19 protein-coding genes, 1 pseudogene and 1 other annotated feature are annotated in these 24,066 nt (G+C 42.2%); of the genes and pseudogenes, 9 read left to right on the top strand and 11 right to left on the bottom strand.

The features are described 5' to 3' along the window. Positions 1–15 precede the first annotated feature (15 nt). From HF322_RS11070 to HF322_RS11045, 6 genes are all read right to left on the bottom strand, one after another. Entirely contained in the window at positions 16–1,632 is a 1,617-nt protein-coding gene (locus tag HF322_RS11070; protein ID WP_000251879.1) for a Tn7-like element transposition protein TnsE, read from the bottom strand. Further along, positions 1,633–3,159: a TnsD family Tn7-like transposition protein gene (locus tag HF322_RS11065; protein ID WP_001243518.1), complete on the bottom strand. Its 1,527-nt coding sequence runs from the start codon at positions 3,157–3,159 to the stop codon at positions 1,633–1,635. 2 nt (positions 3,160–3,161) lie between these two features. Next, the gene (locus HF322_RS11060; protein WP_001276994.1) at positions 3,162–4,829 is read right to left on the bottom strand and encodes an AAA family ATPase; all 1,668 of its coding nucleotides are present in this window, start codon (positions 4,827–4,829) and stop codon (positions 3,162–3,164) included. Further along, entirely contained in the window at positions 4,826–6,934 is a 2,109-nt protein-coding gene (locus HF322_RS11055) for a DDE-type integrase/transposase/recombinase (RefSeq protein ID WP_000267723.1), read from the bottom strand. Before HF322_RS11055 ends, HF322_RS11060 begins: the two co-directional genes overlap by 4 nt. Next, on the bottom strand, positions 6,921–7,742 hold the full coding sequence (locus HF322_RS11050) for a TnsA endonuclease N-terminal domain-containing protein (protein ID WP_001029679.1): 822 nt from the start codon (positions 7,740–7,742) through the stop codon (positions 6,921–6,923). The genes HF322_RS11055 and HF322_RS11050 overlap by 14 nt, the downstream gene beginning before the upstream one ends. A 190-nt stretch (positions 7,743–7,932) precedes the next feature. Further along, entirely contained in the window at positions 7,933–8,358 is a 426-nt protein-coding gene (locus HF322_RS11045; RefSeq protein ID WP_169393527.1) for a hypothetical protein, read from the bottom strand. A gap of 406 nt (positions 8,359–8,764) precedes the next feature. Between HF322_RS11045 and HF322_RS11040 the strand changes: the two genes are divergently transcribed. Both HF322_RS11040 and HF322_RS11035 read left to right on the top strand, forming a co-directional pair. After that, positions 8,765–9,178 carry a hypothetical protein gene (locus tag HF322_RS11040; protein WP_169393526.1) on the top strand — a complete coding sequence of 138 codons (414 nt, stop codon included), beginning with the start codon at positions 8,765–8,767 and terminating at the stop codon, positions 9,176–9,178. Positions 9,179–9,319: 141 nt separating this feature from the next. Further along, complete coding sequence (locus HF322_RS11035) at positions 9,320–9,820, top strand: hypothetical protein (protein ID WP_169393524.1); 501 nt, start codon at positions 9,320–9,322, stop codon at positions 9,818–9,820. Between the two features lie 61 nt (positions 9,821–9,881). Here the strand turns inward: HF322_RS11035 and HF322_RS11030 are convergent, their stop codons facing one another. Together HF322_RS11030 and HF322_RS11025 are read right to left on the bottom strand one after the other, a co-directional pair. Continuing rightward, complete coding sequence (locus HF322_RS11030; protein WP_169393522.1) at positions 9,882–11,195, bottom strand: replication initiation protein; 1,314 nt, start codon at positions 11,193–11,195, stop codon at positions 9,882–9,884. Between the two features lie 756 nt (positions 11,196–11,951). Continuing rightward, positions 11,952–12,347, bottom strand: a complete 396-nt coding sequence (locus HF322_RS11025) for a hypothetical protein (protein WP_169393521.1) — start codon at positions 12,345–12,347, stop codon at positions 11,952–11,954. Between the two features lie 249 nt (positions 12,348–12,596). Between HF322_RS11025 and HF322_RS11020 the strand changes: the two genes are divergently transcribed. Together HF322_RS11020 and HF322_RS11015 are read left to right on the top strand one after the other, a co-directional pair. Continuing rightward, entirely contained in the window at positions 12,597–15,230 is a 2,634-nt protein-coding gene (locus HF322_RS11020) for a MobA/MobL family protein (protein ID WP_169393519.1), read from the top strand. A 137-nt stretch (positions 15,231–15,367) separates the two neighbouring features. Further along, positions 15,368–16,291 (top strand): hypothetical protein, encoded by a 924-nt coding sequence (locus HF322_RS11015; RefSeq protein ID WP_169393517.1) that lies wholly within the window; start codon positions 15,368–15,370, stop codon positions 16,289–16,291. Between the two features lie 95 nt (positions 16,292–16,386). On the opposite strand, the pseudogene HF322_RS11010 reads toward HF322_RS11015, so the two are convergent. Then, positions 16,387–17,529 (bottom strand): annotated as a pseudogene (locus HF322_RS11010) (IS256 family transposase); the annotation flags it as partial. A 36-nt stretch (positions 17,530–17,565) separates the two neighbouring features. Then, positions 17,566–18,785, bottom strand: a protein-coding gene (locus tag HF322_RS11005; protein ID WP_169393515.1) for an IS3 family transposase whose coding sequence is annotated in 2 segments (ribosomal slippage) — positions 17,566–18,500 and positions 18,500–18,785 — 1,221 coding nt in all. Because the reading frame shifts where the segments join, the coding sequence is not laid out codon by codon here. Then, positions 18,394–18,510 (bottom strand) — a sequence feature (AL1L pseudoknot). (Overlaps the previous gene by 117 nt.) 67 nt (positions 18,786–18,852) lie before the next feature. On the opposite strand from HF322_RS11005, the gene HF322_RS11000 reads away from it, so the two are divergent. The 4 genes from HF322_RS11000 to HF322_RS10990 all read left to right on the top strand — a co-directional run bounded on the left by HF322_RS11000 (position 18,853) and on the right by HF322_RS10990 (position 22,202). Beyond that, complete coding sequence (locus HF322_RS11000; RefSeq protein ID WP_223193275.1) at positions 18,853–19,995, top strand: IS66 family transposase; 1,143 nt, start codon at positions 18,853–18,855, stop codon at positions 19,993–19,995. Continuing rightward, the gene (locus HF322_RS11765) at positions 19,958–20,179 is read left to right on the top strand and encodes a transposase domain-containing protein (protein ID WP_308811495.1); all 222 of its coding nucleotides are present in this window, start codon (positions 19,958–19,960) and stop codon (positions 20,177–20,179) included. The genes HF322_RS11000 and HF322_RS11765 overlap by 38 nt, the downstream gene beginning before the upstream one ends. Further along, positions 20,142–20,288, top strand: a complete 147-nt coding sequence (locus HF322_RS10995; protein WP_188211264.1) for a hypothetical protein — start codon at positions 20,142–20,144, stop codon at positions 20,286–20,288. Before HF322_RS11765 ends, HF322_RS10995 begins: the two co-directional genes overlap by 38 nt. Positions 20,289–20,669: 381 nt before the next feature. Then, complete coding sequence (locus HF322_RS10990) at positions 20,670–22,202, top strand: catalase (protein ID WP_308811494.1); 1,533 nt, start codon at positions 20,670–20,672, stop codon at positions 22,200–22,202. Here the strand turns inward: HF322_RS10990 and HF322_RS10985 are convergent. Beyond that, a complete protein-coding gene (locus HF322_RS10985; RefSeq protein ID WP_169393514.1) occupies positions 22,181–22,567 on the bottom strand; it encodes a hypothetical protein in 387 nt (128 codons plus the stop codon). The two genes, HF322_RS10990 and HF322_RS10985, sit on opposite strands and share 22 nt — an antisense overlap. Before the next feature lie 302 nt (positions 22,568–22,869). Here HF322_RS10985 and HF322_RS10980 point away from each other — a divergent pair. Continuing rightward, a protein-coding gene (locus HF322_RS10980) for an IS3-like element ISPpy1 family transposase (RefSeq protein ID WP_169393513.1) occupies positions 22,870–24,035 on the top strand; the annotation gives its coding sequence in 2 pieces (ribosomal slippage) (positions 22,870–23,143 and positions 23,143–24,035; 1,167 coding nt in all). The last annotated feature ends 31 nt before the right edge of the window (positions 24,036–24,066 follow it).

Here is a 24,066-nt window from a genome sequence, read left to right as displayed (position 1 = left end):
CTTTCAGTCATTCCTTTAATGCGTAAATTGCTCTCTAACCACTCTCTCAGCCCACCCTTCCATATCCTCTCTCGATACTTGCAGCTCCCCCAACCCCTTTGGATGATTCACCCCTCTATGCCCGTCTTGTCCATATAATTGATCAAACAAACTATTTGGCCAATTCAATGAGCTCTTCACCACTCCACGCCGTATCTTTTCAAAATCATTCCGCCATGTTTCGCTATCAACGCCACTCAACACTTTGGTAGAAAGCATTTTCACCCCATCCGATGCATCCACCTCTAGCAATACAAATTCACTGCCATTACGTTGCACCCCAACGGCTTTAATCACTCTTGGTGAGCCATCTTTACACAGATGTAATCGGCTACGCCCAACTTTTGGCAAAACCAAGGTTTCTTCAAAAAGCACCCGACATGCAAATTTAGTTTTTAGAATTGAAAGTAGCTCATCAAAAGCAGCAAATCGATTAGCAAAAATAGAGTTGTAATTGGTTGCATCCTGCTTCCCACCCACATCTGCCGCTGCTAGGACACCACCTAAGTGTGGCTCATCAGTACTAACCAAATTACTATTTTCACTTGTTGTTGCTTCTTCTTTTTCTAAAATAGTTTGGCTACTTTTTCTTGCCCTGCGAGATTTTTCAATTCGACTAGGTCTACTAAAACTTATCCATGTCGGCTCAGCCTCTATGACTCGTGTGTCTGTGTCTATATTGGCTGTTTCCTCATCGTCCAACTGTAGATGCTCATCATCAACAACTGACTCTGTTGAAACCGCTATGTGCTGCGTACTACCATCACCTGCCTCCTTTTCCTGAAAAGAGGCATGGCTAATAGCTGTTGTGCTAGGAAGCATAGCGTTGATTTCTAAACCTACTATTTCCTCAACTAAATAATCCTTATCCTCGTTAGAAGAACGTCCTTTTACATGTAATTTCCAACCCTGCATGGGCGGAGGGTCAAAGCTAAAGCACCAGCTTTCAACGCCGTTCTTAATTTCTCTATTTTGTTGATAGTGCCTAAAAATACTTTCATACGAATCCATAACATCTTGATCCGAAAACAACCAAACCAAAAGCTGCACTACGGCCGACTGCTCTAACGCCCCTTTAGGAAACGATGAACTGGGTAAGATCCTTATCTCTAAATGATCTCGCTCAACCTCATACTGAACGTCGAACTCTTGCTGTAAAGCGGTACTGCTCAAACAGCTTCGACAGAAATAGGAGTTAATTAAAAATAATGACCGAGCTAGCTCTAACTGTGGGATGTGATAACGAGTCTTGCTATATGGTGTTTCAGCTTCGTAAATAAATGAACTCTGCGCTCCATCCTTGTTGCGTACGGAAGCAAAGGACGAGAGATTAGGAAAATCGATTATTTTGGCTCGTTGAAGATCCGATGCTTCAAACTCAATCACACGATCCGCCTTATTTATTTGCTTTGTTGTACTGTTAACCACCTTAGCTCGACTTAATAAAGGCAAATGAGTAAATCGAGTCCATTTCCGTTCTTGCATTGGATTAAACCAAACAAAAATACGCCACTCCTTATGACCCGAGTTACGGAATAAATGACCAATATGTACAACCTGCACATTGTCATTAAATGTAGCTAGCCTAACCACTCACTCTTCCCCATAAACCATTTCCAAGAATCTTTGTGCTTCCTCAGTTATCCGCTCTTTAGATAACGTTGCACTTCTTAATAATCGCCAGCGCCTAAGCTCAACATCTTCCTGTTTAAGCTTAATAAAAGCTTGGCTAATCCGTCTAATTTGATAATCTTCCACACTCTCTGAGTAACGCTTTAAGCAAAGCGCTACCAAAGGCAGTTTCTGTAGATTTTTTGCAAGAGAGGTTCCGTTAGGAGTTTGCTTTAACAGCCAGCTCGATGTCGCTCTTGGGTGATCAAGGCTACTATCTAGACGCTTTATGATTCTTAATAGTTGTCGTACAGCAATTCGATCTCTTTGGTTCCAATCAACTCTAGGGGCGGGTGCCAGACGCTCTTGTTGATGCTGTTGATTCCAGTGAACTAGCCAATCCCTGTCATGTCGGTAAAGCCAAGCGTATAGCACCCCACCCTCTAAAGACTGTCTTGCCGCCTTAATTCCTTGGTATTTATGCACTAGTTGCTGCCAGTCTTTATGCTTAACAGATAAATCTTCAGAGTTAGGTTGCACAGACTGGCTAACAGGTCTTGTCGTTATAGAGTGCTCAGTAAGAGCACTTGCCTGCTGTAGCGCTTCTATAACCGTTAGTTTTGGCAATAAGGCTTGCCACACAATACTATGCTGTAAATAACTAAAGGCTTTTCTATGCTTACGGAATATACTTTTCAGCCAACACGTGTCCTTGTTCTCTGCCAACTTTAAATCCAGTTTCTCTAGTGCCTCATCACTAAAAGTCTGCCTCACTCTCTCCGCCACCAAGTCATGACGAATGTGCTTGCTTTTGGTTAGCCCTAGATCCTGCGCTAAGCGCTGATAAAACAGCGTCCACTGCTCAAGGCTTGGGGAAAGCTCTTGCGCTCGTGGAGCATCTAACAGAGGGGCTATATAAGCAGCTAGTGCTGTTAATTGAGATAGGGAGTCTTTGGGGTAGTCTGAAAGCAGCTCAGTATGACCCAAAGCCCAAAATTGATGTCGGTGATCATCTACAGCTCTATCAAAGAAGACTAAAGCACCGTGTTTTGGACAATATGGCAAAGCGGGCAAATACCAATCTCGTTGCCAAAAGGCTTCCCCATACCTATTTAGCTGAAGAGCAACGCAATCAGGGCAGTATCTAAAGCGGTTATCGCTCTTAACTCTAGAAGCAGCGACTCCTAGCATTAAATGCACCGCACCTTGCGCTTGGTACTCCATTAACCGAATAGCTTCGTCTCGGCGCTCCTTGCCTACAAACGGAGCATATAAAGGGAATAAGGTATGCTCATAAATAAGCTGCTGAACAGCGTAACGTCCTGTTTGATGTAGATGTCTTGCTATCACACCTAAATGCGAGGGCAGACCTAAGGTAGCGACCACCTTGCGGTTGCCATACACCTCATCCAACAGCTGCTTAGGACTAACAATCCCTTGATAAACGCCTGCCCGTGCAATAGTGCTATAAATCAGCTCATTCGAGTACGGAACAGGAAAGTTTCTCATGGCTAACCTGCTTGTTTAAATAAGCTCGCCATATCCACTATTACCCCTTTCCCTTTTAACCGTTCATGCATGGTTTTTTCAGGTTGGCGTTGTGAATAGATATAACGTAAATCCGTATCAGGCAAGCTATCCCAGTCGCTGGGCTTGACTACCTTTATAGCCGAAACCTTTTTACTCTTGGAGGGCTTTTCTAGTTCTGACACTACCGTTTCGCCTTCCATCAACCACTGCAAAACAAGAGGCAGTAACTTTTGTCTTGTCATCGTTGGATTCTGGCTAAACGCTTTTTTAATAGTGGGAATTAACAGGCTTGAATCGTAATCCTCTTTCAGCATCAGATATAAATGACGCTGATCTTCGGTATCTAACTCTTGAAGGGCTTTTTCTTCTGGTGTTTGTTCTTGTATCGCTGCGATATCTAGCTGAAGTTGGATTAACCGTTTATCAATCTCGGGAACGACTAGATCAGAATAACGAGCAATGCGTTCTGGGATACCCGAGCGTAATGCCTCTAGCATGGGGTGCACAGGCTTTAACTCATCTTGATACACTTGCCGCAATAAACCAGCGGTAATACGCTCATTGCCTAAAGCTAGCGCACGGAGCTGAGCGAGTACAAAAAGTTTTACTACAATGTCCATCACTCCTTGGCTTAGCTCATACCACACATCACGGACCTCATCCGATAACAGCGCATCTTTGCGTTGTAAAAGCTGTAATTGCCAAAGATTATCCGTAAAAGCGATCCACTCTTGATTGGGCTTTCCACGTTGCGTTTGTTGTATAGGATCCCAGAATATAGCTCCAAACCCTGCCCCTCTACGTGCAGACCGCAAATCAGCCTCAAAAATCTCTCGTGCTTTAGGGGTACCAATCAACATCACTGGTACGCCAATAATATTCACCATCGTCACAAAAAAGTTCAGCATCTCTTGAGATCCACCCGAACGAGAGCGGCTTAAATGCTGAATTTCATCAATAACCAACAACCCTAAAGCATGTGCATTGGCTATTTGCGACATCAAAGCCAACATGGTTTCTATACCATGACGTTTTAAGCCATAACGACGCTCATAGTTCGAGCCCAAGGCTCGATCCAACGCTCTGAAAAAATTCAAGCAGATTTCTTTTAGCGAACCATTATGCGAGCAGTCTATTTTCAAATACACCACCTGCTCTACATTGAGTTCACGATGGTAAATCACCTGAGGATACGTGGCTAGAATACGATGAAGAGAGGTCGTCTTCCCACTACCAGAACAACCAATTAACAATAAGCTTTGTGCCGTAGATCGTGCCTCCTCAAAGCGAAATGTCTCCAACTCTCCCGTTTGAACACGCTCATAACCATTTTGTAAATGCTTTTGTAAATCTCCTGTTTTAGGATTTCTGCCTACGTAGCCACCTCGAATCATGACCGAAATACGCTCACTTAGTAGCAAATGCGTACCTAATGGCTGAAAATAGTCATCTGGAATACGACAAATGGTATGAGCTCTGATAACACGGGACTTTTGCAAGTCAGAGGAAGTAAGCTGTAAAGAGGATTTCAGTGATGCAGCACTATTCACTGACTCTTGTAATGGTGGTAAGGCCTCGATAAAAGGATTATCACGATAAGCCTCTACCCCCGTATCACGATAAACTGCTTGAATCCGGGTAGCACTCATGACTCATCCTTTTCTGGTGGATCCTGAAATAATTCAGGCACGTATGTGGGTAGGCTGTAATCTTCTTGATCATCCGCTTCCACTGCGTTGAAAGGAATAACTTTAGCCTCATCACCTGAAGAGCTTGGCTTCAAATGCTCCGCACGTTTTTTACGCTCCGAGGTCACGGCTTCTTTTTTATTAGTTTTAATCTGCTTAATGCGTGTTGATTTGGGCTCAGTAGTACTGGGCGTTAACTTATTCGCTTTCTGAATGGTTTGCTGAATAAACGCCTCAAGCTCCCTGCGTTTAGTTAACTCATCCTGCTTCGCATTGGCTTTATTGTGTTTTTCTTGTGCTTGTATATCCCAAACCTCCCAAAATGAGAGACCTTTAAACTGCCGACTACGTTCCGTCAGATTACAGCGCCAAAATACACGGCTGCCAACTTGCGGAAACAAATAAATCGTATCAACCAGCACTGGGTCATAAGCCGCTTCTAAATGTTGAGGTCTAGCTATATCAGTGCTCCGCTGCAACCAACCCTCACGCAGAATCTCTGACCCCGAGTAATACAAACCCCACAAATTAACGCCAAATGAAGAAATAGAGACCTTTCGGCGAGGCAGTAACGCTACTCGCAACTGCTCTTGCTCCACAGCCCTTAAACTACCTGTACGATGCTGCATACCCCATTGCCATAGCTGGACAGGAATAGACGGTAAATCTGTAGGAAAATCAGCATCTCGATCGTATTTATCCATCACCAGATGGTTATTTCTGAATAAGATCGTACGCAAAATAATTTGTGTGAACTCAAATACCGACAGAGATGCATCTAACCTATAGTCTGTTTCACCATGGCTTTTGATCCGACTGCCCTCTACAATGCCAGGTGCAAAGGACTTAAACTCGGCTTGTAGTGTTCTAAAAGTGCTTTCCACTATGCCTTTAGCATCGCCACGTCTAGGTGGAGCACTTTCCACTCGCACATTAAAACTAGAAACTAAGGCTTCGACCTGATGACTCATTAATTCGCCACGGTCCGCTAGCAACACATCTGGCAAACCTACACACGGCCAGTCTGAGCTACTAATCTCAATATCATGCTGGGCACAAATGGCCGTTTTGTCAGAGCAAGCATTTACAAAAGCCTGCATCGCCACCACATAAGACGGATTTTCAAAGCCGATATAAAAGCCCGTGATCATCCGACTAAACACATCAATCACAATGTAAAGCGTTGGTCTTCCTATGATTTTTTGGCGATCATGATGATCCACTAAATAAATATCAGCAATCGTGGCATCAATCTCATAACGACTCCCAGGGCCTAACGCCTGAGAAGTGGCTGTACTACTTAAGGGTCGTACGTCTTTTTTATATACCCCTGCTTTAACTCTAGACTTTAAGCGCTGAGCTTTAGGGTATTCTCGATCATAAAAATAACGAAACTGACGTAGTGTTGGGTAATCCTCTTGGGGAATGCGAGGAAAATACTGAGCAAACAAGTCCACAAATCGTCTATAGGCAACGGTGGTCTTTGTACCTTTTTGATTTAACAGGTGCTTTTCTATGGTCAACCTAAAAAGGCGTTCAATCTCGGGCGTTACCTTGGTTCCTTCACCCTTACCATATTCTCTGGCTCGGCCAATCTTTGCTGTTCCTGTCGCTGAACGTCTTTCCCCTGGTGCACCGCTGTTTTTGTAGTCAGGAATTAATGCATTAGGCGTTTGACCACGCTGCCAGTAACGGCGTAACAACTTATAAACTGTAGCCTTAGTAACCTTATGTTCTTGGACCACATGCTCAACGAGTTCGCTTCTGACTTTAGGGTCGAAACGATCCTTACTATTAATAATAGGAAGAATTTTTCGATAATCCTCCTCGCGCTTCTGGAAGCTGACAGAATCTACAGACGGCTCTTCTAAATCAAGATGTACATAAGGGTCATCAGTTCTAACTAAGCGGCCTTCATCTAAATACTGCATTAGCAACAACTCAGCCCTAGCTTGTGGAACTCCTTTATCAGCGCTTATTTGCATCCAGACAACTTGGCCATCCTCTATAGCCAAAATGCGATACGGATCATTATCAAATAGCACAACCTCATTAATTTGCCACATAGCGCAACTCCTCCATATTCACTACTTGGCTAATACAGAGATCTGCACACTTATTTGCCCTGAAAGACTTATAAATATTGAACTTAATAAAACCATTTGCGGTTAAGGCTCGTATCTCACTCAATGTTTTGCCTAACTCCAAATCATAAGCAATATCAACCTGCTTACAGACATTGATAATGTTTTCATCTCCTTTTTCTTGCAGGATATGGGCCAATGGGGATAGTTGTGCTAAAAGCTCCGCAGAAACTTCTTCTGTTTTCACTGAATAAAGCCATTCAATATTTTCTTTTACTACGGGATTTATTTCTTTATCAGTAAAAATGAACCAAGGAATTTGCTTTTGCTGCCAATAGCGACGCTCTAGTTCTAGTTTTTCTAAGGTACGCTCGTCTTGTAAGGCTGCTGCAGGTTTGACTTGAATAGCAAACTGCTCAAAAGGACCATCTTTGCAGTCCACTAAAAAATCAGTAGACATAACCTGATCTACACCACGAATAACAGGATGCTTAATACCACTATCTATTGCAATCTGCCTGGTATCACTAGGTAATAAGGGGAACTGCTCGCGTATATCTAGCACGCTGCTCTCCCACTCAAGACTGAGAAAAACAGCAAGCTCTAAGTCAGATAGCAAATGATGGACTCGTCCCGTCTTATGAGAATAAATACGGTGGGAACGACCTGAAGAAGGAACTTCTTGTACTGTTAGCCATGGAATATAGTCTTTACCATGCCCTTGGCCACGCCCCTCTTTAATACGACGGGCAATTTGCACTTCAGAAAATGAAGAGTTTGCTTTAGCCATAACAAAAGTCCAGTATGCTTTTTCACAGCATAACTGGACTGATTTCAGTTTACAACTATTCTGTCTAGTTTAAGACTTTATTGTCATAGTTTAGATCTATTTTGTTCAGTTTAAGACTTTATTGTCCGCCCACACTAATATCACAAATCTTAGTTTTTCAAAACAACACAATTTAAATTTAGCAACATTATCAGCTATGGCAAATATCTACGCTTTTTGATTTATAGCAATATAAATACTCCTCTTCTAGCTCGTTCAGTTGTTCTAACTCATCTACTGACACTTTGTTATAAAACGAAGCGTGTCTATAGTACTCCCCTGATGATGCTTCACCGTTGATCGTAAATTTAAATGAATCATTAATATCATCAGAGTCGTAGTTACCGCTTCCACGACGTTCTATAGCATCAATGCTATAGGTTTTATTAAATGTTTTGAGCACCGTAAGCTTTCCGCCTGCACCTTCGCTAAAAGACACCACACAAACATCTTTTGAAACCACGTTATCACCTTTGAACGTCGTACAAACGCCAGCATAGTCTGGATATGGGCGTGCTTGAGCTGCAGTTACACTTGTAATCAAAGCAGTCAATAACAGTAATCCTTTGATTTTCATAAATAATCCAAAATAGAAATAAATGTAAGTGTATCGATATCGCGCTATTAAAAACGCTATTGTACTTTAACTGAAAATTTGTTCTTAAATTTTTTGGAAGAAAAATAGGATAGAATTAACTTAAAATTCTATTTTTATATTAAAATACTTATTTTTCAACACCTTAATCTTAGTAAAAAATATCTTACAGCCTATTCGTATTAAGACCTTGTCTAATTTTTATACGTTTAGAGGTTCACTATAACTCTAAAATAAGCAATCCGAGCTGTTCTTGTGCTTTTGCTAAAAATTTAGTGTGTCGGATTCTTTTTATAATATATAATGCAATTTTTGCAAACATAAATCTATTTATTTTTTAGATATTCTTAAAATAATTAGTGATTTTTACGGGAATAGGGATTTGGTAATGATTAATTTTTTAAAAGCAATCATCGGCATGAGCTTTGCTGCCGTATTCACAGTAAGCCATGCCGATGTGGCAACGATGAACAAGTACTACAACAATCCAAGCCTTGCGCCAAAAGTAAAGCGGTGTCAGGGCGATCAAGATTGCAACGCTTTTTATGCATTATCTAAGCAGTGGAAGTCGATACCCAGCTGTTTTAAGACGGCTTATGGTAAAGATTGCACCGCTAAAAAAGAAGCTCAACGCGGCAATGGTTACAGCCTTTGGAAAGGTGCAAGTTTCAATAAAACTCGTTCATTAGAGTTAGCTAATGCTGCAGAAGATGTGTTTTATGGCGGCGGCAGTGCCAGTAAAGCTGATGAGCGTATCTTTGCTGAAGGCTTAGCGGTGCTTTATTATTTAGATTATAAGTAAATTATTTAATCATCAACTACTTTACATCATGGCCTTTTGAATCATCTGTAAACGCATGAATTTGATTTGCAGATGATTGGTTGATTTATCTGTTATATCTATTCTCAATGTCCTTAAAAAATCTTATTTGAGTCACCATTTATGAAAAAATTATTAATCGCCCTTGCAATATTACCTATGCTTCAAGCAACGGCTGCAGAAGCTGCAACTGATTGGACTCCCTATCTAAAGCCCATGATGCTAGGGTGTAATTATCCGAGCCCCAACGATAAGCTACCAAAAGCTTATAAAGCATCGGTTACGAGCAAAAAGAAGCGTGTCGATAACACCAATGAGATTGACGGCTATGGTGAGGAAATTACCACTTATTATTTAAAAAATTCCACTGCTTTTGGCAAACCAATATCAAAAATTGAACAGTTACAAGGCTATGAGTGGGGGCATTTAAAAGTATACTTTAAAGACAGTAGCTTCACGGCTCTACGACCACAGTTCAAGCTGCCTAACCGAAGCGACCCCGATTATGAAGGTATGGTCGTTGAGAAGAACAATGCTTCAGGCTATGAAATTCAGGGCATTGGATATACAGTTTTAGAATTCAATACCAAGGAAAAAAGCATCTCTTGTTTTTCAGGGCTATAGTCAGCTATTTACATTTAGTAAAATATAAAAAAGCCAACTGACCATCGATCGGTTGGCGTTTTTAATTTAAATACTTATCAAAATCAGTGGTAACAAATTCTCCTGGCGCAGCATCCATTCTAAATTTTAGATAATTGATGTGATTTTCACTACCGACTGCGTAGCCTTTGATTTGATGGTCGATTAAAAATTGAGGATGATTAGCGAAATGGTCGATTTGTTCGGCGGTTAGCGCTTTGCTTTTGATAACACTGCGTTCTTTCGTTTTTTTCTTACTTTGAACGGATTTTTTTGCTAATTTTGGCGGTTCATCACCTTTTTTAAGGGCTAAAAATTCATCGACTAGCTGGAACCTTCCAACCTGTTCAGGGTCTTTTAGCTGATCTTTAAAGTCCTCGAATGCATCGTAATAGCTGATGTTTTTATCGCGCAGTAGGTGAGTGTTTGATTCTACAAACTGGTCTTTATAGATTGCAAGCTTTTTGATTTGAGCGTCGGATAGTCCTTCACGCTGCCAACTCGGCGTTTTTTCTGTATTGATAGATTGGTGTTCAAACGTCGTAGGATTGCTTGTGGTAGTTTCTTTTAACGCTGATTTTTTAGGCCGAAATTTGATTTCTAAATCAGTAAACCTGCGACCTGTTTTAAGCATTTCGTATGTGACTTGATATGGCGACTTTTCATTAATTTCACTAACAGCAGTTTCAATAACCCATTTTTTTAAATCCTTTGTAGCTGAATATTTATTAACTAAGGCTAACCTATATCGCAAGTCTGATAGCTTTATTTTTAAGTAACCAGTTGATTTAAACTGCATCATCATCTGATAGATTCTAAAGCTATATATACTTCCAAAGCCGGACATATCTTCCAGCAGGAATTGAGTAAAATTTGCTTTTAAATCGCTAAGAAAAGGCAAGATTCGATCATTAAATACTATTCGAGCTACTATATCATCCGTGTCCGTATACGGATTCCTTTCCTCAGTTAAGTTATACATTCTTAAAGCTGCAATATAGTTATCATAGTCTGCTGGTCTGGGATACTTAGCCCTTATTTTTGCCTCTGCATTTTTGTCATAACGCAGTACTTCAGATAACCAATGAAACTCTAAAACCCCCTTATCGGTCTGTATAAAAAGAGTTTTCTTCATTAAATCCTTTGTAGCTTTCCTAATATCCCGAGAAGCGACATTAGGACTAGAACCTAAAGCAATAAAATCTTCCCTTGTAATGTAATAAAAATGGCTTGGTTCTACACTCCTACCTCTAGGTATTTGTGCTATTGCAGACAGTATTAGACGCTGCTCATTAACACTTAAATTATATGCAGCCTTCGTAATAGCATTATCCATGACAACTAAATCATTGCTCATGAGCATAATTCCCTTCAATTTAACTACTAAATAGGAGAATAATAACACACTCCCATTTCACCAACAATCCCTCCCATTTCACCAACAATCCCTCCCATTTCACCAACAATCCCTCCCATTTCACCAACAATCCCTCCCATTTAGATTTATCTAAGCCACGTCCTGTAAGCATTTCAGGGGGGTCTAAAAACTCTTTTAAAAACTATATAAAAATAATAAAAAAAAGAGCCAATCGCAAAATTTAGCTTTTCAGCATAAATTTACTGGCAATTCAGCTCTTTTTTTTGAAAAATTTTTAAACGCTTTTTTTTGAAATCTTAACCTTGATGATCACTAACCACTGGCAATAGCCCTAGAAGCGCCACAGAAGCCCCAGAACAGACTTGGAACTGAGTTTTGGTATGCAACTACCACAGCTACCTTTGAAACCCCTTACAGCGCACTACAGCAGCAATCACAAAAACGGAAGCAAAATTTAGAGAATTTAATGGAAAATAAGAGAATATTCCGCGCGGCTGCCAAAGCACAGTTTAAAAACGCTCAGAAAGCCTCTTAAAATGCCCGTAGCAGCTCCAAAATACATTTTTTACCCTAGGGTAGCTGATTTAATCTAAAGCGCCTTAAATCGCAATTTAGAGCTTTTTAGCCACATAGCAGATTTTACTAAAATTTTCAGCACACCAATTTCAGCAAAATCTGCCATCACAACCACCTAACTGATGATTATCCAAAAGCTCCACCGCTAGCGTAATTGCCTTAAAATCTCAGCTCATTGTCCGCTTGGGTAAGTGGATCGCCATATAAATCCGTTTGCGTTGTTTGTTCCTGCGGTTCAGATTTAACCTCAGTTTGAGCTTTAGGCGGCTTAAAATCACTTTTTGCCACCTTCAATCCCTTCTCGATATTTTTTTGCAAATTATCAGCAACGATTGCCAGTTGTGAGCGTTTACTTTTGGCTTTGATGTATTTCACGTTGTTGTATTCGCTCAGAAATATTTCTTGCAGCACTTCTTGATTATTATCAGCCAATGCTTTGGCTAACCACTCGCCCAAGATTAGCTGAATCTCTGCTTTGTCTTTGTTCAACTCATCTTGCAGTTCTTGAAGTCTTCTGAGCTTTTCAGCAAATAAATTATCATCTAAAATCGACATTGCTTTATCCCTCTTTTTAATTAACTATGATAAGCTAATCGTAGCGAAATAGAGCGATGGTGGCAAGGGCGCGAAAATCGCAATCGCGCGGTTTTTTGCGGGATTGCAGATTTTCAACCCTCTGTTAAGAGCGAACTTAGGAGTTTTTAAACCAAAAGACCCACAAGGGGTACTATTTTTGGTTTAAAAACTCCGTAAAGTTCGCTCTGCGAGGCAAAAGCCAAGCTAAATTTAAGTGAGGTGATTTGAATGAATATTAAAGGATTTCACGTTGGCGTATCACCTGTGACGCGCGGTAAAAAACATAGCGTGGTGGCAAAGTCAGCTTATAATTCTGGCTCAAAACTGCGCGATGAAAAAGCCGGATGTGTTCATGATTATTCCTCAAAAAGCCGTGAGAAAAAGATTCAATTGATCAATGATAAAAAGCAGGGATCGGAAAAAGTAATTGAAAAAAATGTGGTGTTCTCAGCCCTGATTTTACCAAAAGAAGCGGCAGGAATTACGGTTGACCGCGAGCAGTTTTGGAACGATATTGAGGCGGTCGAAAAATCAAAACACGCGCAGTTGGGAACAGAAATTGAGGTGATGTTTCCGCATGGTTTGAGTGCTGATGATCGTATCAAACTGGTGGAAACCTACTGTCAAAAACTAGCGGATCGCTATAACATATTGGTTGATGTCAGTATCCATAATCCGCACACGCATCTGCAAACAAAAGCGGACAAAAATGGCAAAGTGATTGAAATCAATGAGGTCACTAAAGATAATCACCACGCTCACATTTTACTGTCAAGCCGCGAAATTTTGCCGAGTAACGATGGAGGTTATACCTTATCTAAACGCAAAAACTGGTCGCTTTGGGCAACGAGTGAACGGCTTAGCAAAGGGCTAAACGGTCGCGGTGATGAGCTGGCATTTCAGCGACGGTTTTGGGCGGAGTGCTGCAATGAGATGCTGCCAAAGAATGCACATATCAGTGAAAAATCCTACCGAGAACAGGGAATAAATAAACTTCCAAAGATGAAGCTGGGTAAGTCGCTTTACAAGGACTTGCTAAAGGGTGAGCGCTCCATCATTTCTGAATACAACGAGGTGATTGATCAGCTAAACGATTATATTGAAAAAAATGGGCTTATCATCGATTACGGCGACGACGGCCGGATTGATGAGGCAGAAAACATTCAAGAGTTTAGAGGCGTTACGGTGAACTACAAAAGGCGCAAACCGTTTTCCAGTATCTCACTTAATAATATTCGTTTGCTACCGCCTCGTTCTGATCTTGAAGCTGTTAAACAACACCATGCTCAATCAATAACAGATTTTCTTGGAAAGGCTAACATCATTGAAGATGACAAACAGGCAAAACGGACTGAGCTGATCTTAAGCTTGAATGAAATTGGTGAGGCGTTATCCCAGCAGGCAAAACAGCATGAAGCGTTTAAAAAAAGATACCGCGCGGTTGATGACTTGATTGATAAGTTTGGGCTCAGCGCAAGCTTTGAGCGCGAAAAAATGGCTGAACTTTTAAATGAGACGCAAACCAAAACTGAGATTAAAACCCTTAGAAATGTATTTATCGAAATTAACAGCTTTGAAAAAGACAGCAACTTACAAACGACCCAATCGGTCAAAGCAATTGAAGATCAGCTGGATCAAATTGCGACCATCATCAAGCAAAATGAGCGCCCCTTACAACGCCTAGCCACCGTGGATCAGATGATCACCGATCGCTTTAAAGGCCTTGAAACCACGCTCACCTCTTTTACCAAAAAGCTTGATAAGCTTGAAAAACAGCTTGAGAGCTTTGAAGATATAAAGACCGAAAAAGCAAAACTTCAAGGTGATTGGGATAGCGCATTTAGCGCCTTAAAAACGATTGAAGTCCCTGCAAGTCAAGACACCTATCAAAAGTTTCATAACTTTGGACACTTTGATAGCGCCCGCCTCAAGCAGTTTCGGCAAGAAATTCGCGATTTTCGGTGCTATAAAGCGGTCAGAATCACACAAAACGAAGAAAACCGCCTAAAGGCGCTGACCGAAAATATGGATGCCTTTAAGCTTGGCAATAAAGACGATATCAAGCAATTAAGCCTGCAGATCACCCGAAGCCAAAAAACCTATCAACTGCGAGCGCCTTTTTATCACAAGCGCCGCGAACTGATTGATTCGCAAAAGCAAGTGCTTGAGCATGATCATGAGCTATACACCGAAATCAAAACCACCAAAACGACCCAGCTTAATCAAGATCGGATTGATGACTGGTACATGAAAGTTAAGCTATTGCAGCAAAACATAGCAGAACAGAACGCAAAAAAAGCGCTTGATGCCCAAAGAGCGTTAGAAGAAGCACAGCGCCAAAGACTACGTGATGCCAAACTCAAAGCCGAGCGAGATCAAAAGGCAAAAGAAGCCCTTGAGAATGCCAGACAGTCACAGATTGAAGATTATCAGAATTGGTTTGATAAATTAATGCTGACCGCGCATAACATGGTGGCTAAAATCGGCTTTGGCAGCATCAAGACCGATAAAGACATCGTTTTATTGGCTGAAAAATTAGTCTGCGATGCTATGGTCTTAGAATCATTAAAGCGATCCTCCAAACTATCTGAGCTGCAAAAAACCTTAAAAGATCGGGACATCAAACGCCTTGATGAGGATATCAATAACCACTCAAAAGCGCTGTTAAAGACAATTGAGGACTTACCAAAGGACACTCATAAAATCGAGGTCATCAAAACACTTAGCGATCGCTTTGATAAACTTCCTGACATCACCGAGAAATTTCAAAGCCTGAACCAAGATTTAGAGCAGCAGGTTACTAAAACCAAGCAATATATCAGTGACCAAGAGCGGCGCTACAGCTCGCCGCGACCGTTTTAATGATATAAAAACGGCAAATTATAATAATAAACTCAGGACGCGCGTCATTAGCTGTCGCATGTTTTTTAGCCCATATTGAAAAGTTGCCCACCCTTCATCACACTTGATTGCAATACTTATTGGATGGGGCAAAACTCATGGACAATCAACAAGACTTGCATGACAAGATAGAAAATTTAGTGACATCGATAGCTAAGGTCATTCCGGCGCTGCAAAATCTCATTGAAGATGCGGATACGACCATCTCGACAAGACTTAATCAGTCGCTTGATAGCGTTGATGAAACAGTTGGCGATGTCAAAGACGTTATTGGGCAGTTAAATAGCAGCGCGGACACGGCAAATCAATCCTTAAAAGACTATCCCGACAAGGTTTTAAAGCAGCTGCAATCGGCAGCCATGGTATTTGCTGAAACTAAAATGCCTGATCGTTACGACGACAAAGTTAAAGCCCTGATTAAGGAGACCAAAACGCAAGTCAGTGCTGCCATCGATGTTCTTGTTGACGACAAAAAAGACAATTTAGCCCAGCAAATAGTCGCGCTGAAACAGGTTACTGATAAGCTTGCGGAAAAAGCTGACAAATTAACGACGTTTATTGATCGATATCAAGACGGTCATGACCAGATCATCCAAGATATTGAAGACTTTGAGGCAGCTTCGGCAAAAAGAGTGGCAGATTCTCATCATGAAGCGCTGAAAAAGCTAGAAAAGCTGCAGCAAGTGATTGAAAACATGAGCATTAAAAAAATCGCTGCTATGTTTGGGGCAGGGATTTTGGTGATGGTGCTTAGCTTTATCGCGCTAACCTTTTGGTATATTCCAAGCTACAACGAGATTTCAGCGCTTAAACGCGAGAAACAGGAGTTAGAAGAAGGCATTGTTGAGCTGAAAACAGGCTGGTCACGAGCTTTAAATGATGCCAAAAAGAATCAGTTGGTTGTTGTCTGTAAAGCCAACATAGATAATCCTAAGGCGATCGGTTTGTGCGTAAGAGCCGATACTAGGTATGCTTTTAGGGATGGCAGAGGCTTAATGTACTATCAAATCAATGTTGAATAATGAGTTGCAGCTAAAGGCTAGATCAATAATTTAGAGAAATAGAGGGTTGTATGAACAAAAAAGCGAGCCCATCCCGAATTCTGTGTAACTGCCATTTAGATTAAATGCTTACTGATACGATCATCAAACATAATCATAAAGCGATTAAGGGCAGACGTCCAGTTACGGATCGGCATTGACCACTTTTTGGATGCCTGCTGAGTTGCTAGGTAGACTACCTTGAATGCTGCCTGATCAGAGGGGAACACCTTACGTTTATTCACCGCTGTCCGAATCACGCTGTTTAAAGACTCAATAGCATTGGTGGTATAGATCACTCTTCTGATATCTTTCGGATACTCAAAGAACACCGTTAAGCCCTCCCAGTTATTGCGCCAAGACTTGATGACATGCGGGTACTCTTTGACCCATACTTCATCAAAGTGCTCAAGATTGGCCTCTGCCATCTCAAGCGTATCAGCACCGTAGATGGCCTTTAAATCAGCTGCTACGGCCTTCTTGTCCGTCCAAGGTACGAACTTCATCGAATAGCGCACCATATGCACGATACACAGCTGAACCTGAGCGTTAGGGTAGACCGTATTGATGGCATCAGGGAAGCCTTTTAGGCCGTCTACACAGGCAATAAGAATATCTTGAACCCCGCGGTTTTGTAGCTCAGTGAGAACACCAAGCCAGAATTTAGCGCCCTCGTTCTCTGATAGCCACATGCCAAGCAGCTCTTTTTTACCATCAAGAGCAACGCCTAAGGCCAGATAGATAGCTTTGTTGATGATCTGCTTGTCCTGACGAACTTTGACGACAATGCAGTCTAAGTAGACGATAGGATAGACGCTGCTCAGTGGCCGGTTCTGCCAAGCGGTGATGTCATCCAAGATGTTGTCAGTGACTCTGGAAACCAAGCTGCTTGAGATGTCGACGTCGTAGATGTCCTTGATGGTTTCGACAATCTCAGTAGTGGTTTGACCTTTGGCGTAAAAGCTGATGATTTTATCATCAAGACCTGAAATACGGGTTTGATGCTTACTGACAAGTACAGGCTCAAAGCTACTGTCGCGGTCTCTGGGGGTGGAGATCTCAAGCTCGCCTGTGTCGCTACGGACTCTCTTTTTAGTGTGCCCATTGCGCTTATTAGGCCTGTCTGCCTTTTCATGCTTGGGGTAGCCGAGATGCTCTTCCATTTCTGCTTCTAGGGCAGTGTCGATGAAGGACTGCATGAGCTGCTTTTGAAAGTCTGAACCGCCCCGACTATATCGGAGAGTGTTTTACTTGAGTCAGGCAGCAATACCTGACAGGATTAAATTATCATAATATCGTTTTTCAAACTCAAAAGGTGACACATAACCAATTGTACTGTGCAATCGTGTTTTATTGAACCAGTCCACCCACTCAAGGGTTGCCAGTTCAACATCATTAACGCCAGTCCAATTCTCCTTTAAATAGTCAATTACCTCAGACTTATAGAGTCCATTGACCGTCTCAGCTAATGCATTATCGTATGAATCGCCTGTTGTACCGACAGAGGCAATCACACCGCAGTCAGCCATCTTATCAGTATAACGAATGGATAAGTACTGAACCCCGCGATCACTGTGATGAATCACGTCTTTAGGGTTGTTCCTGTCTGCAATGGCTTGATTAAGCGCTGCCATTACCATATCGGTATTCATGCGATTAGAGACTTTCCAGCCCACAATAGCGCGAGCAAATACATCAATAATAAAAGCGGTATAGACCCAGCCGCTCGTCGTCTTGATATAAGTAAAGTCAGCCACCCACAGCTGGTTGGGTTGACGTGCATTAAAGTTACGATTAACCAAGTCATCAGCACGCTTTTGGTCATCACGGCTGTTTGTTGTTATTTTATTCTTACCACGCCAAACGCCTTGTAGGCCATGCTCTCTCATCAATCGCTCTACGGTGCAACGAGCCACAGATATCCCATCCGCCTTCATCTGCTGCCAGACTTTACGAGCGCCATAGCGACATTTGCTGTCCTGCCAAATACGTTTGATTTCACTGATATAATAGTCGTCATGTTGCTGACGCAACGAGCGCTTTTCAGGACAGTCCTCTAAGTCTTTAGCCCGATAATAAGTTGATGGGGCAATCGGTAGAACTCTACAAATTGACTCGATCCCGTATTGATATTTATACTCATCGATAAATCTAACCATTGTCTTAGTCAGCGGTCGAGCTCCGCCTGGGCGAAAAAAGCGGCTGCTTTCCTTATGATCTCATTGGCTTGCTTAAGCTCTTTATTCTCGCGTTCAAGCTCCTTGATGCGCTCGGCTTGGCTTTGAGCTTGTACCGATGCAGGGATAGTTTGATCTATATGCTTCTTGTGCCATGAGCGCAGGGTTTCAGGCGTGCAGCCAATCTTAGGGGCAATGGCTTGAATAGCTGACCATGTGGAGGGATAGTCGTTTGCTGCTTCGATCAGCATACGGACGGCGCGTTCTTTAATCTCAGGAGTGTAGATTTGTCTTTTCATTGTCGTATTCTCTCAGAATGTTAAGTCTCCGACAATACCGGGGCGGTTCAATCCTATCCAGACAGAAATGCTCATCGGTGAGAGCGACCTTGAACCAAGCACACAGATCACTGACGGATCGCTACCCTCAGCCACTGATCAGCCTAAAAAAGCAAAGCGTGCTAAATACACGGTTATTCCTGACAACCTTGAGGTTAAAACTCTGGTTCATGAACCACTCACCACCGTTTGTGACTGCGGCTGTCAAATGAAGCGAATTGGGGAGGATAAACAGGACAAACTTGGACTCATCCCCAAGCAGTTTTATATTGAGCGACACCTCTATCCAAAATGGGTATGCCGTGAGTGTGACATCATTCATCAAGCGGCTGCACCCAAGCAAATCATTAACAAGAGCATCGCCACCCCTGAGCTGCTTGCTCACATTCTCATGAGCAAGTATGCAGACCATCAGCCTCTATATCGGCAGAATATTATCTATAAGCGAAGTGGGGTAAATATTCCCGATGCCACCATGGCAGACTGGGTGGGACGCTGTGGCCTCGCCATGGCACCTTTAGTGAATCGCTTGCATTCGCTGTTACTGTCTGAGCCTATCTTACATGCCGATGAAACCCCGGTGTCTATCATGAAGAACCCTGTGAAAGCCGGCAGTAAATCATTAAAGAAAGGCTATGTTTGGGCGTATCTTACGCCACAGCACGGTGCATTAAAAGCGGTGGTGTATGACTTTGCCCAGAGCCGTCGTAATGAGCACCCTAAAGCCTTTTTAGACAAATGGCACGGTAAGCTGATTTGCGATGATTACAGTGGATATAAGTTTTTATTTCATCAAGGCGTGAGCGAAATCGGTTGTATGACCCATGCACGGCGTAAGTTTCATGAATTGCACGTTACTGGACAAAGTGTTATTAGCATTGACGCATTAGCGTTATTCGGGCAGTTGTATGCGGTTGAACGTGAGATTGATGAGCGATTTGAAAAAAATACATCCCCAATGCCAAGAGATCCTCAGATAGTCCGGCAAATCAGGCAAGAGAAAGCCAAACCGATTGCCGATAAGCTGCACCAATGGTTACAAGAAAAAAGACAGTTAACCACTAAGAATGCCAGTATTACTAAGGCGATTGATTATTGCCTAAAACGTTGGCAAGCGCTGACTTGTTATTTGGATGATGGCAGGCTGCCGATTGATAATAATTGGGCGTAAAAACTGGTTGTTTGCCGGTTCGCTACGAAGTGGGCAGCGTGCTGCGAATATTATGTCAATCATTCAATCAGCTCGCTTAAACGGCTTGGATGTGTCTGCCTATTTGACAGACGTGCTAAGACGCCTGCCTATTCAAGATGATCTAGATGAGTTGTTACCTCATCTCTGGATGCCATCGCAATAGGGGATGGTCGGATGCTTACGATGAAGGTATGGATGATGATACATTAGTTGCCAATATTGCAGATACGGGCTTCCCTATTGATGAAGACAATATGTTTGTAGAAGATTAAGATTTTTTCTATAGCATAATGATAAATTCGTCTATGGGCATCTCGTGACTCCGTTGTATTCTTGGTCGAAAACAATAGATTAGTGAGATGCTCTTCTATTTTCAATCACTTTCAATGTTGAGAGTGGAATAGCCGTTTGGACAAATTGAACACAGTAGTTCTGAAAAACAAAACCAAAGCATGTAGTTAATTAATTATACAAATATATAGTAATCGGTTGTAATGATACTTAACAAGGCAGCGCCGTTAAATGCAGAGGTTGTTATGAATAAAAATAGCCGTTTTTCAGAAAAGATGACCTTTATTCTGGGTATACTAATAGAAGCGTATTCAGAATAGATTTTGCACTTTAATCCATTTTTTGTTCAAAGGAGTATTACTATGAGCAACGACATGAACGATAAAAAATGCCCTTACGATATGACGCCGTTGACCATGAGTAATGGTGCGCCAGTGGTTGATAATGAAAATAGCAAAACCGCTGGTAAACGCGGTCCTCTACTTGCAGAGGACTTATGGCTTAACGAAAAGCTCGCTGATTTAAACCGCGAGGTTATCCCTGAGCGCCGTATGCACGCCAAAGGTTCGGGCGCGTTTGGTACTTTCACTGTCACTAATGACATTACTCAATATACGCGTGCTGATATTTTTAGCGAAGTGGGCAAGCAAACGGAGATGTTTGCGCGCTTTAGTACGGTGGCAGGTGAGCGCGGTGCGGCTGATGCTGAGCGTGATATTCGCGGTTTTGCCCTAAAATTCTATACCGAGCAAGGCATTTGGGATTTGGTCGGTAATAATACGCCAGTGTTCTTCGTTCGTGACCCGCGCAAATTTCCAGATTTAAATAAAGCGGTCAAGCGTGACCCACGTACCAATATGCGTTCGGCGACCAATAACTGGGACTTTTGGACATTATTGCCAGAGTCTTTGCACCAAGTCACCATTACCATGAGCGACCGCGGTATCCCAGCCTCTTATAGACATATGCATGGCTTTGGCTCGCATACTTATAGCTTTATCAATAGCGATAATGAGCGTTTTTGGGTCAAGTTTCATTTCCGTACTCAGCAAGGTATTGAAAACCTAACCGACGCCGAAGCTGCTGAAATTATCGCCTCGAATCGTGAAAGCCATCAAGAAGATTTGCTCAATGCCATCGACAATGGCGACTTTCCGAAGTGGAAAATGTACGTGCAAATCATGCCAGAAACCGATGCCGATACAGTACCTTACCATCCGTTTGATTTGACCAAGGTATGGCCAAAAGGGGATTATCCGCTGATTGAAGTTGGCGAGATTGAGCTTAATAAAAACTCAGACAATTATTTCTTAGACGTCGAGCAGGCGGCTTTTGCGCCGAACAATCTCGTGACTGGCATCAGTGCCTCACCAGACCGTATGCTACAAGCGCGTCTCTTTAGCTACGCCGATGCTCAGCGTTATCGCGTTGGCGTCAATCACAAGCAGATCCCAGTCAACAAACCTCGTTGTCCGGTGACCAGTAACCACCGCGACGGTCAAATGCGTGTCGATGATAACTACGGTGGTCGTCCACACTATACGCCAAACAGCTTTGAGCAGTGGCAAGATCAGCCGCAGTACGCTGAGCCAGCTTTAAAGATTGATGGCTACGCAGCGCATTACGATTTCCGTGAAGACGATAGTGATTATTTTAGCCAGCCGCGCGCACTGTTTAACCTAATGAACGATGAGCAAAAGCAAGTGTTGTTTGATAATACCGCCCGCGCGATGGGTGATGCGCTTGATTTTATTAAATATCGTCATATTCGCAACTGTAACTGGTGTGATCCAGCTTACGGTACAGGCGTTGCCAAAGCCCTTGGCATGAGCGTTGAAGACGCTATGGCAGCACGTGAGAATGATCCTGCTCGTCATTTACCTAGCTGTCTGTAGTTATTAAATCCAGTTAGTAAAAATAGCGGTGGCGTTCTAAAAGGTATACCGTATTGTGTGTAACTGCTATTTGCTAACAGGGTATAAGCAGTTACACAAAGTTTGGGAAAGGCTCTTTTTTGTTTGGGTTTATAAAGACGCGTTAATACATTTCCATAAGAAGTACTTACTGAAATATCTTGTATGCTAAACATCTCTGGCGCATCCGCATTCCAATAACGCCTATCTTGATTATAAGCAAGACGCATTGATGGATAACCATCATTTTCTGGCGTAGGTTGAGGATTATCTGCATAAAATTGCATAACTTGCTTCATTTCTGGCGAAATAAGTTCTAGCACATTGATTTTATTTTTAGTTTTCATTCATGCCTCCAATTATCACTGTAGGGTATTGTAAATAATGAGGCTTAATAAACTGGGATCTTGATATCCAATATTGAACGTTAGCGCTAAATGGGAAGTGGGAGTGGTAAATATGTGATCTGACTTTGATTTAAATAAAATGGCAAAAATAGGATTAATTGCACAGTTTTTCTTAACTAAATATAGAGGTGAGAATAGAAATGATTATGATATGTGCTATTGTGTATAATACTCCCGGAAAACTAGACCAAAAAATTGTAGCAAATAAGATAGAATAACCTTTAGAAAAAGAGGTCTATCTAATGACAAAAGTACGTAAGCGTCACAATGCTGAATTTAAAAGCAAAGTCGCCGTTGAAGCCATCAAAGAACACAAGACCCTCAACGAGTTAACCACAGAATATGGGGTTCATGCAACCCAAATCAGCAACTGGAAAAAGCAGGCTTTGGCAGTTATCCCTACTGCATTCAATACCAAACAGCAAGCCAACGAACAAGCCCAGCAAGCTATTATCGATGAACTACATAGGCAGCTAGGGCAAGTTATAAGCGAAAGAGACTGGCTTAAAAAAAAGTCCTTACAGCTACCCTGAGCACTCGTAAACAACTGCTAGAACCTGACAACAAGGATTTTAGTGTTCGTAAGCAATGTGAATTACTCAGTATCAACCGCTCAAGTCTGTACTATCAGCCAAAGCCCATCAGCGAGCTTGATATTACCCTGATGAACCTGCTTGACCAGCAGTACACCAAGACCCCATTTTATGGGGTTAAACGCATGACAGCGTATTTGAGGCAACTAGGCTATCAAGTGGGAGAAAAGCGAGTTAGGCGCTTACTACGGCAAATGGGGCTAGACGCTATTTATCAGCATCCTAACACGAGTAAGCCTAACTCTGAGCATCAAGTTTACCCGTACTTGCTTAGGCATGTACCGATTAGCCGTTGTAATCAAGTGTGGAGTACTGATATCACCTATATTCGCCTAGCCAAGGGCTTCGTATATTTGATGGCGGTGATAGATTGGTACAGTCGTTATGTTCTAGACTGGTCGCTATCTACCACGCTTGAGGCGGATTTCTGCGTGGATACGGTGAGCAGCTTATTGCACAATGGGTTACGCTGTGAGATTTTTAATACAGATCAAGGCTCTCAGTTTACCAGCCCAAGATTTACCAGACCGCTCATTGAGCAGGGTATTGCTATCAGTATGGATGGTCGCGGTAGGGCACTGGATAATATCTTTGTGGAAAGGCTTTGGCGGTCAGTGAAGTATGAATGCGTGTATTTGCGACAGTTTGAGACAGTCAGTCAGGCAAGAGCAGGTTTGAAAGAGTATTTCGAGTTTTACAATCATGAGCGTTTACATCAGTCGCTCGATTACCATACTCCTGCACAGGTTTATCTGGCTAACAATAGTTCGGATAATAAATCGTTTTATCAACCCAACTCTATCTTAATTTTATGATAATTTGGTCTAGACATTGGGGAGTACCTTA

The sequence above is a fragment of the Psychrobacter sp. MF31 genome (genome assembly GCF_012847335.1).
In the GTDB taxonomy this organism is placed as follows: domain Bacteria; phylum Pseudomonadota; class Gammaproteobacteria; order Pseudomonadales; family Moraxellaceae; genus Psychrobacter.
Note: the sequence above shows the minus strand (reverse complement) of the source record. Positions and strands in the feature narration are given on the sequence as shown.

Bases quoted from the DNA above. Each gene is read 5' to 3' on its own strand.
- HF322_RS11015 (WP_169393517.1), top strand. From the start codon at position 15,368: ATGGACAATCAACAAGACTTGCATGACAAGATAGAAAATTTAGTGACA.
- HF322_RS11020 (WP_169393519.1), top strand. From the start codon at position 12,597: ATGAATATTAAAGGATTTCACGTTGGCGTATCACCTGTGACGCGCGGT.
- HF322_RS11060 (WP_001276994.1), bottom strand. From the start codon at position 4,829: ATGAGTGCTACCCGGATTCAAGCAGTTTATCGTGATACGGGGGTAGAG.
- HF322_RS11765 (WP_308811495.1), top strand. From the start codon at position 19,958: ATGATGGCAGGCTGCCGATTGATAATAATTGGGCGTAAAAACTGGTTG.
- HF322_RS11055 (WP_000267723.1), bottom strand. From the start codon at position 6,934: ATGTGGCAAATTAATGAGGTTGTGCTATTTGATAATGATCCGTATCGC.
- HF322_RS11025 (WP_169393521.1), bottom strand. From the start codon at position 12,347: ATGTCGATTTTAGATGATAATTTATTTGCTGAAAAGCTCAGAAGACTT.
- HF322_RS10990 (WP_308811494.1), top strand. From the start codon at position 20,670: ATGAGCAACGACATGAACGATAAAAAATGCCCTTACGATATGACGCCG.
- HF322_RS11000 (WP_223193275.1), top strand. From the start codon at position 18,853: ATGCTCATCGGTGAGAGCGACCTTGAACCAAGCACACAGATCACTGAC.
- HF322_RS11040 (WP_169393526.1), top strand. From the start codon at position 8,765: ATGATTAATTTTTTAAAAGCAATCATCGGCATGAGCTTTGCTGCCGTA.
- HF322_RS11065 (WP_001243518.1), bottom strand. From the start codon at position 3,159: ATGAGAAACTTTCCTGTTCCGTACTCGAATGAGCTGATTTATAGCACT.
- HF322_RS11050 (WP_001029679.1), bottom strand. From the start codon at position 7,742: ATGGCTAAAGCAAACTCTTCATTTTCTGAAGTGCAAATTGCCCGTCGT.
- HF322_RS11030 (WP_169393522.1), bottom strand. From the start codon at position 11,195: ATGAGCAATGATTTAGTTGTCATGGATAATGCTATTACGAAGGCTGCA.
- HF322_RS11045 (WP_169393527.1), bottom strand. From the start codon at position 8,358: ATGAAAATCAAAGGATTACTGTTATTGACTGCTTTGATTACAAGTGTA.
- HF322_RS11035 (WP_169393524.1), top strand. From the start codon at position 9,320: ATGAAAAAATTATTAATCGCCCTTGCAATATTACCTATGCTTCAAGCA.
- HF322_RS10985 (WP_169393514.1), bottom strand. From the start codon at position 22,567: ATGAAAACTAAAAATAAAATCAATGTGCTAGAACTTATTTCGCCAGAA.
- HF322_RS10995 (WP_188211264.1), top strand. From the start codon at position 20,142: ATGAGTTGTTACCTCATCTCTGGATGCCATCGCAATAGGGGATGGTCG.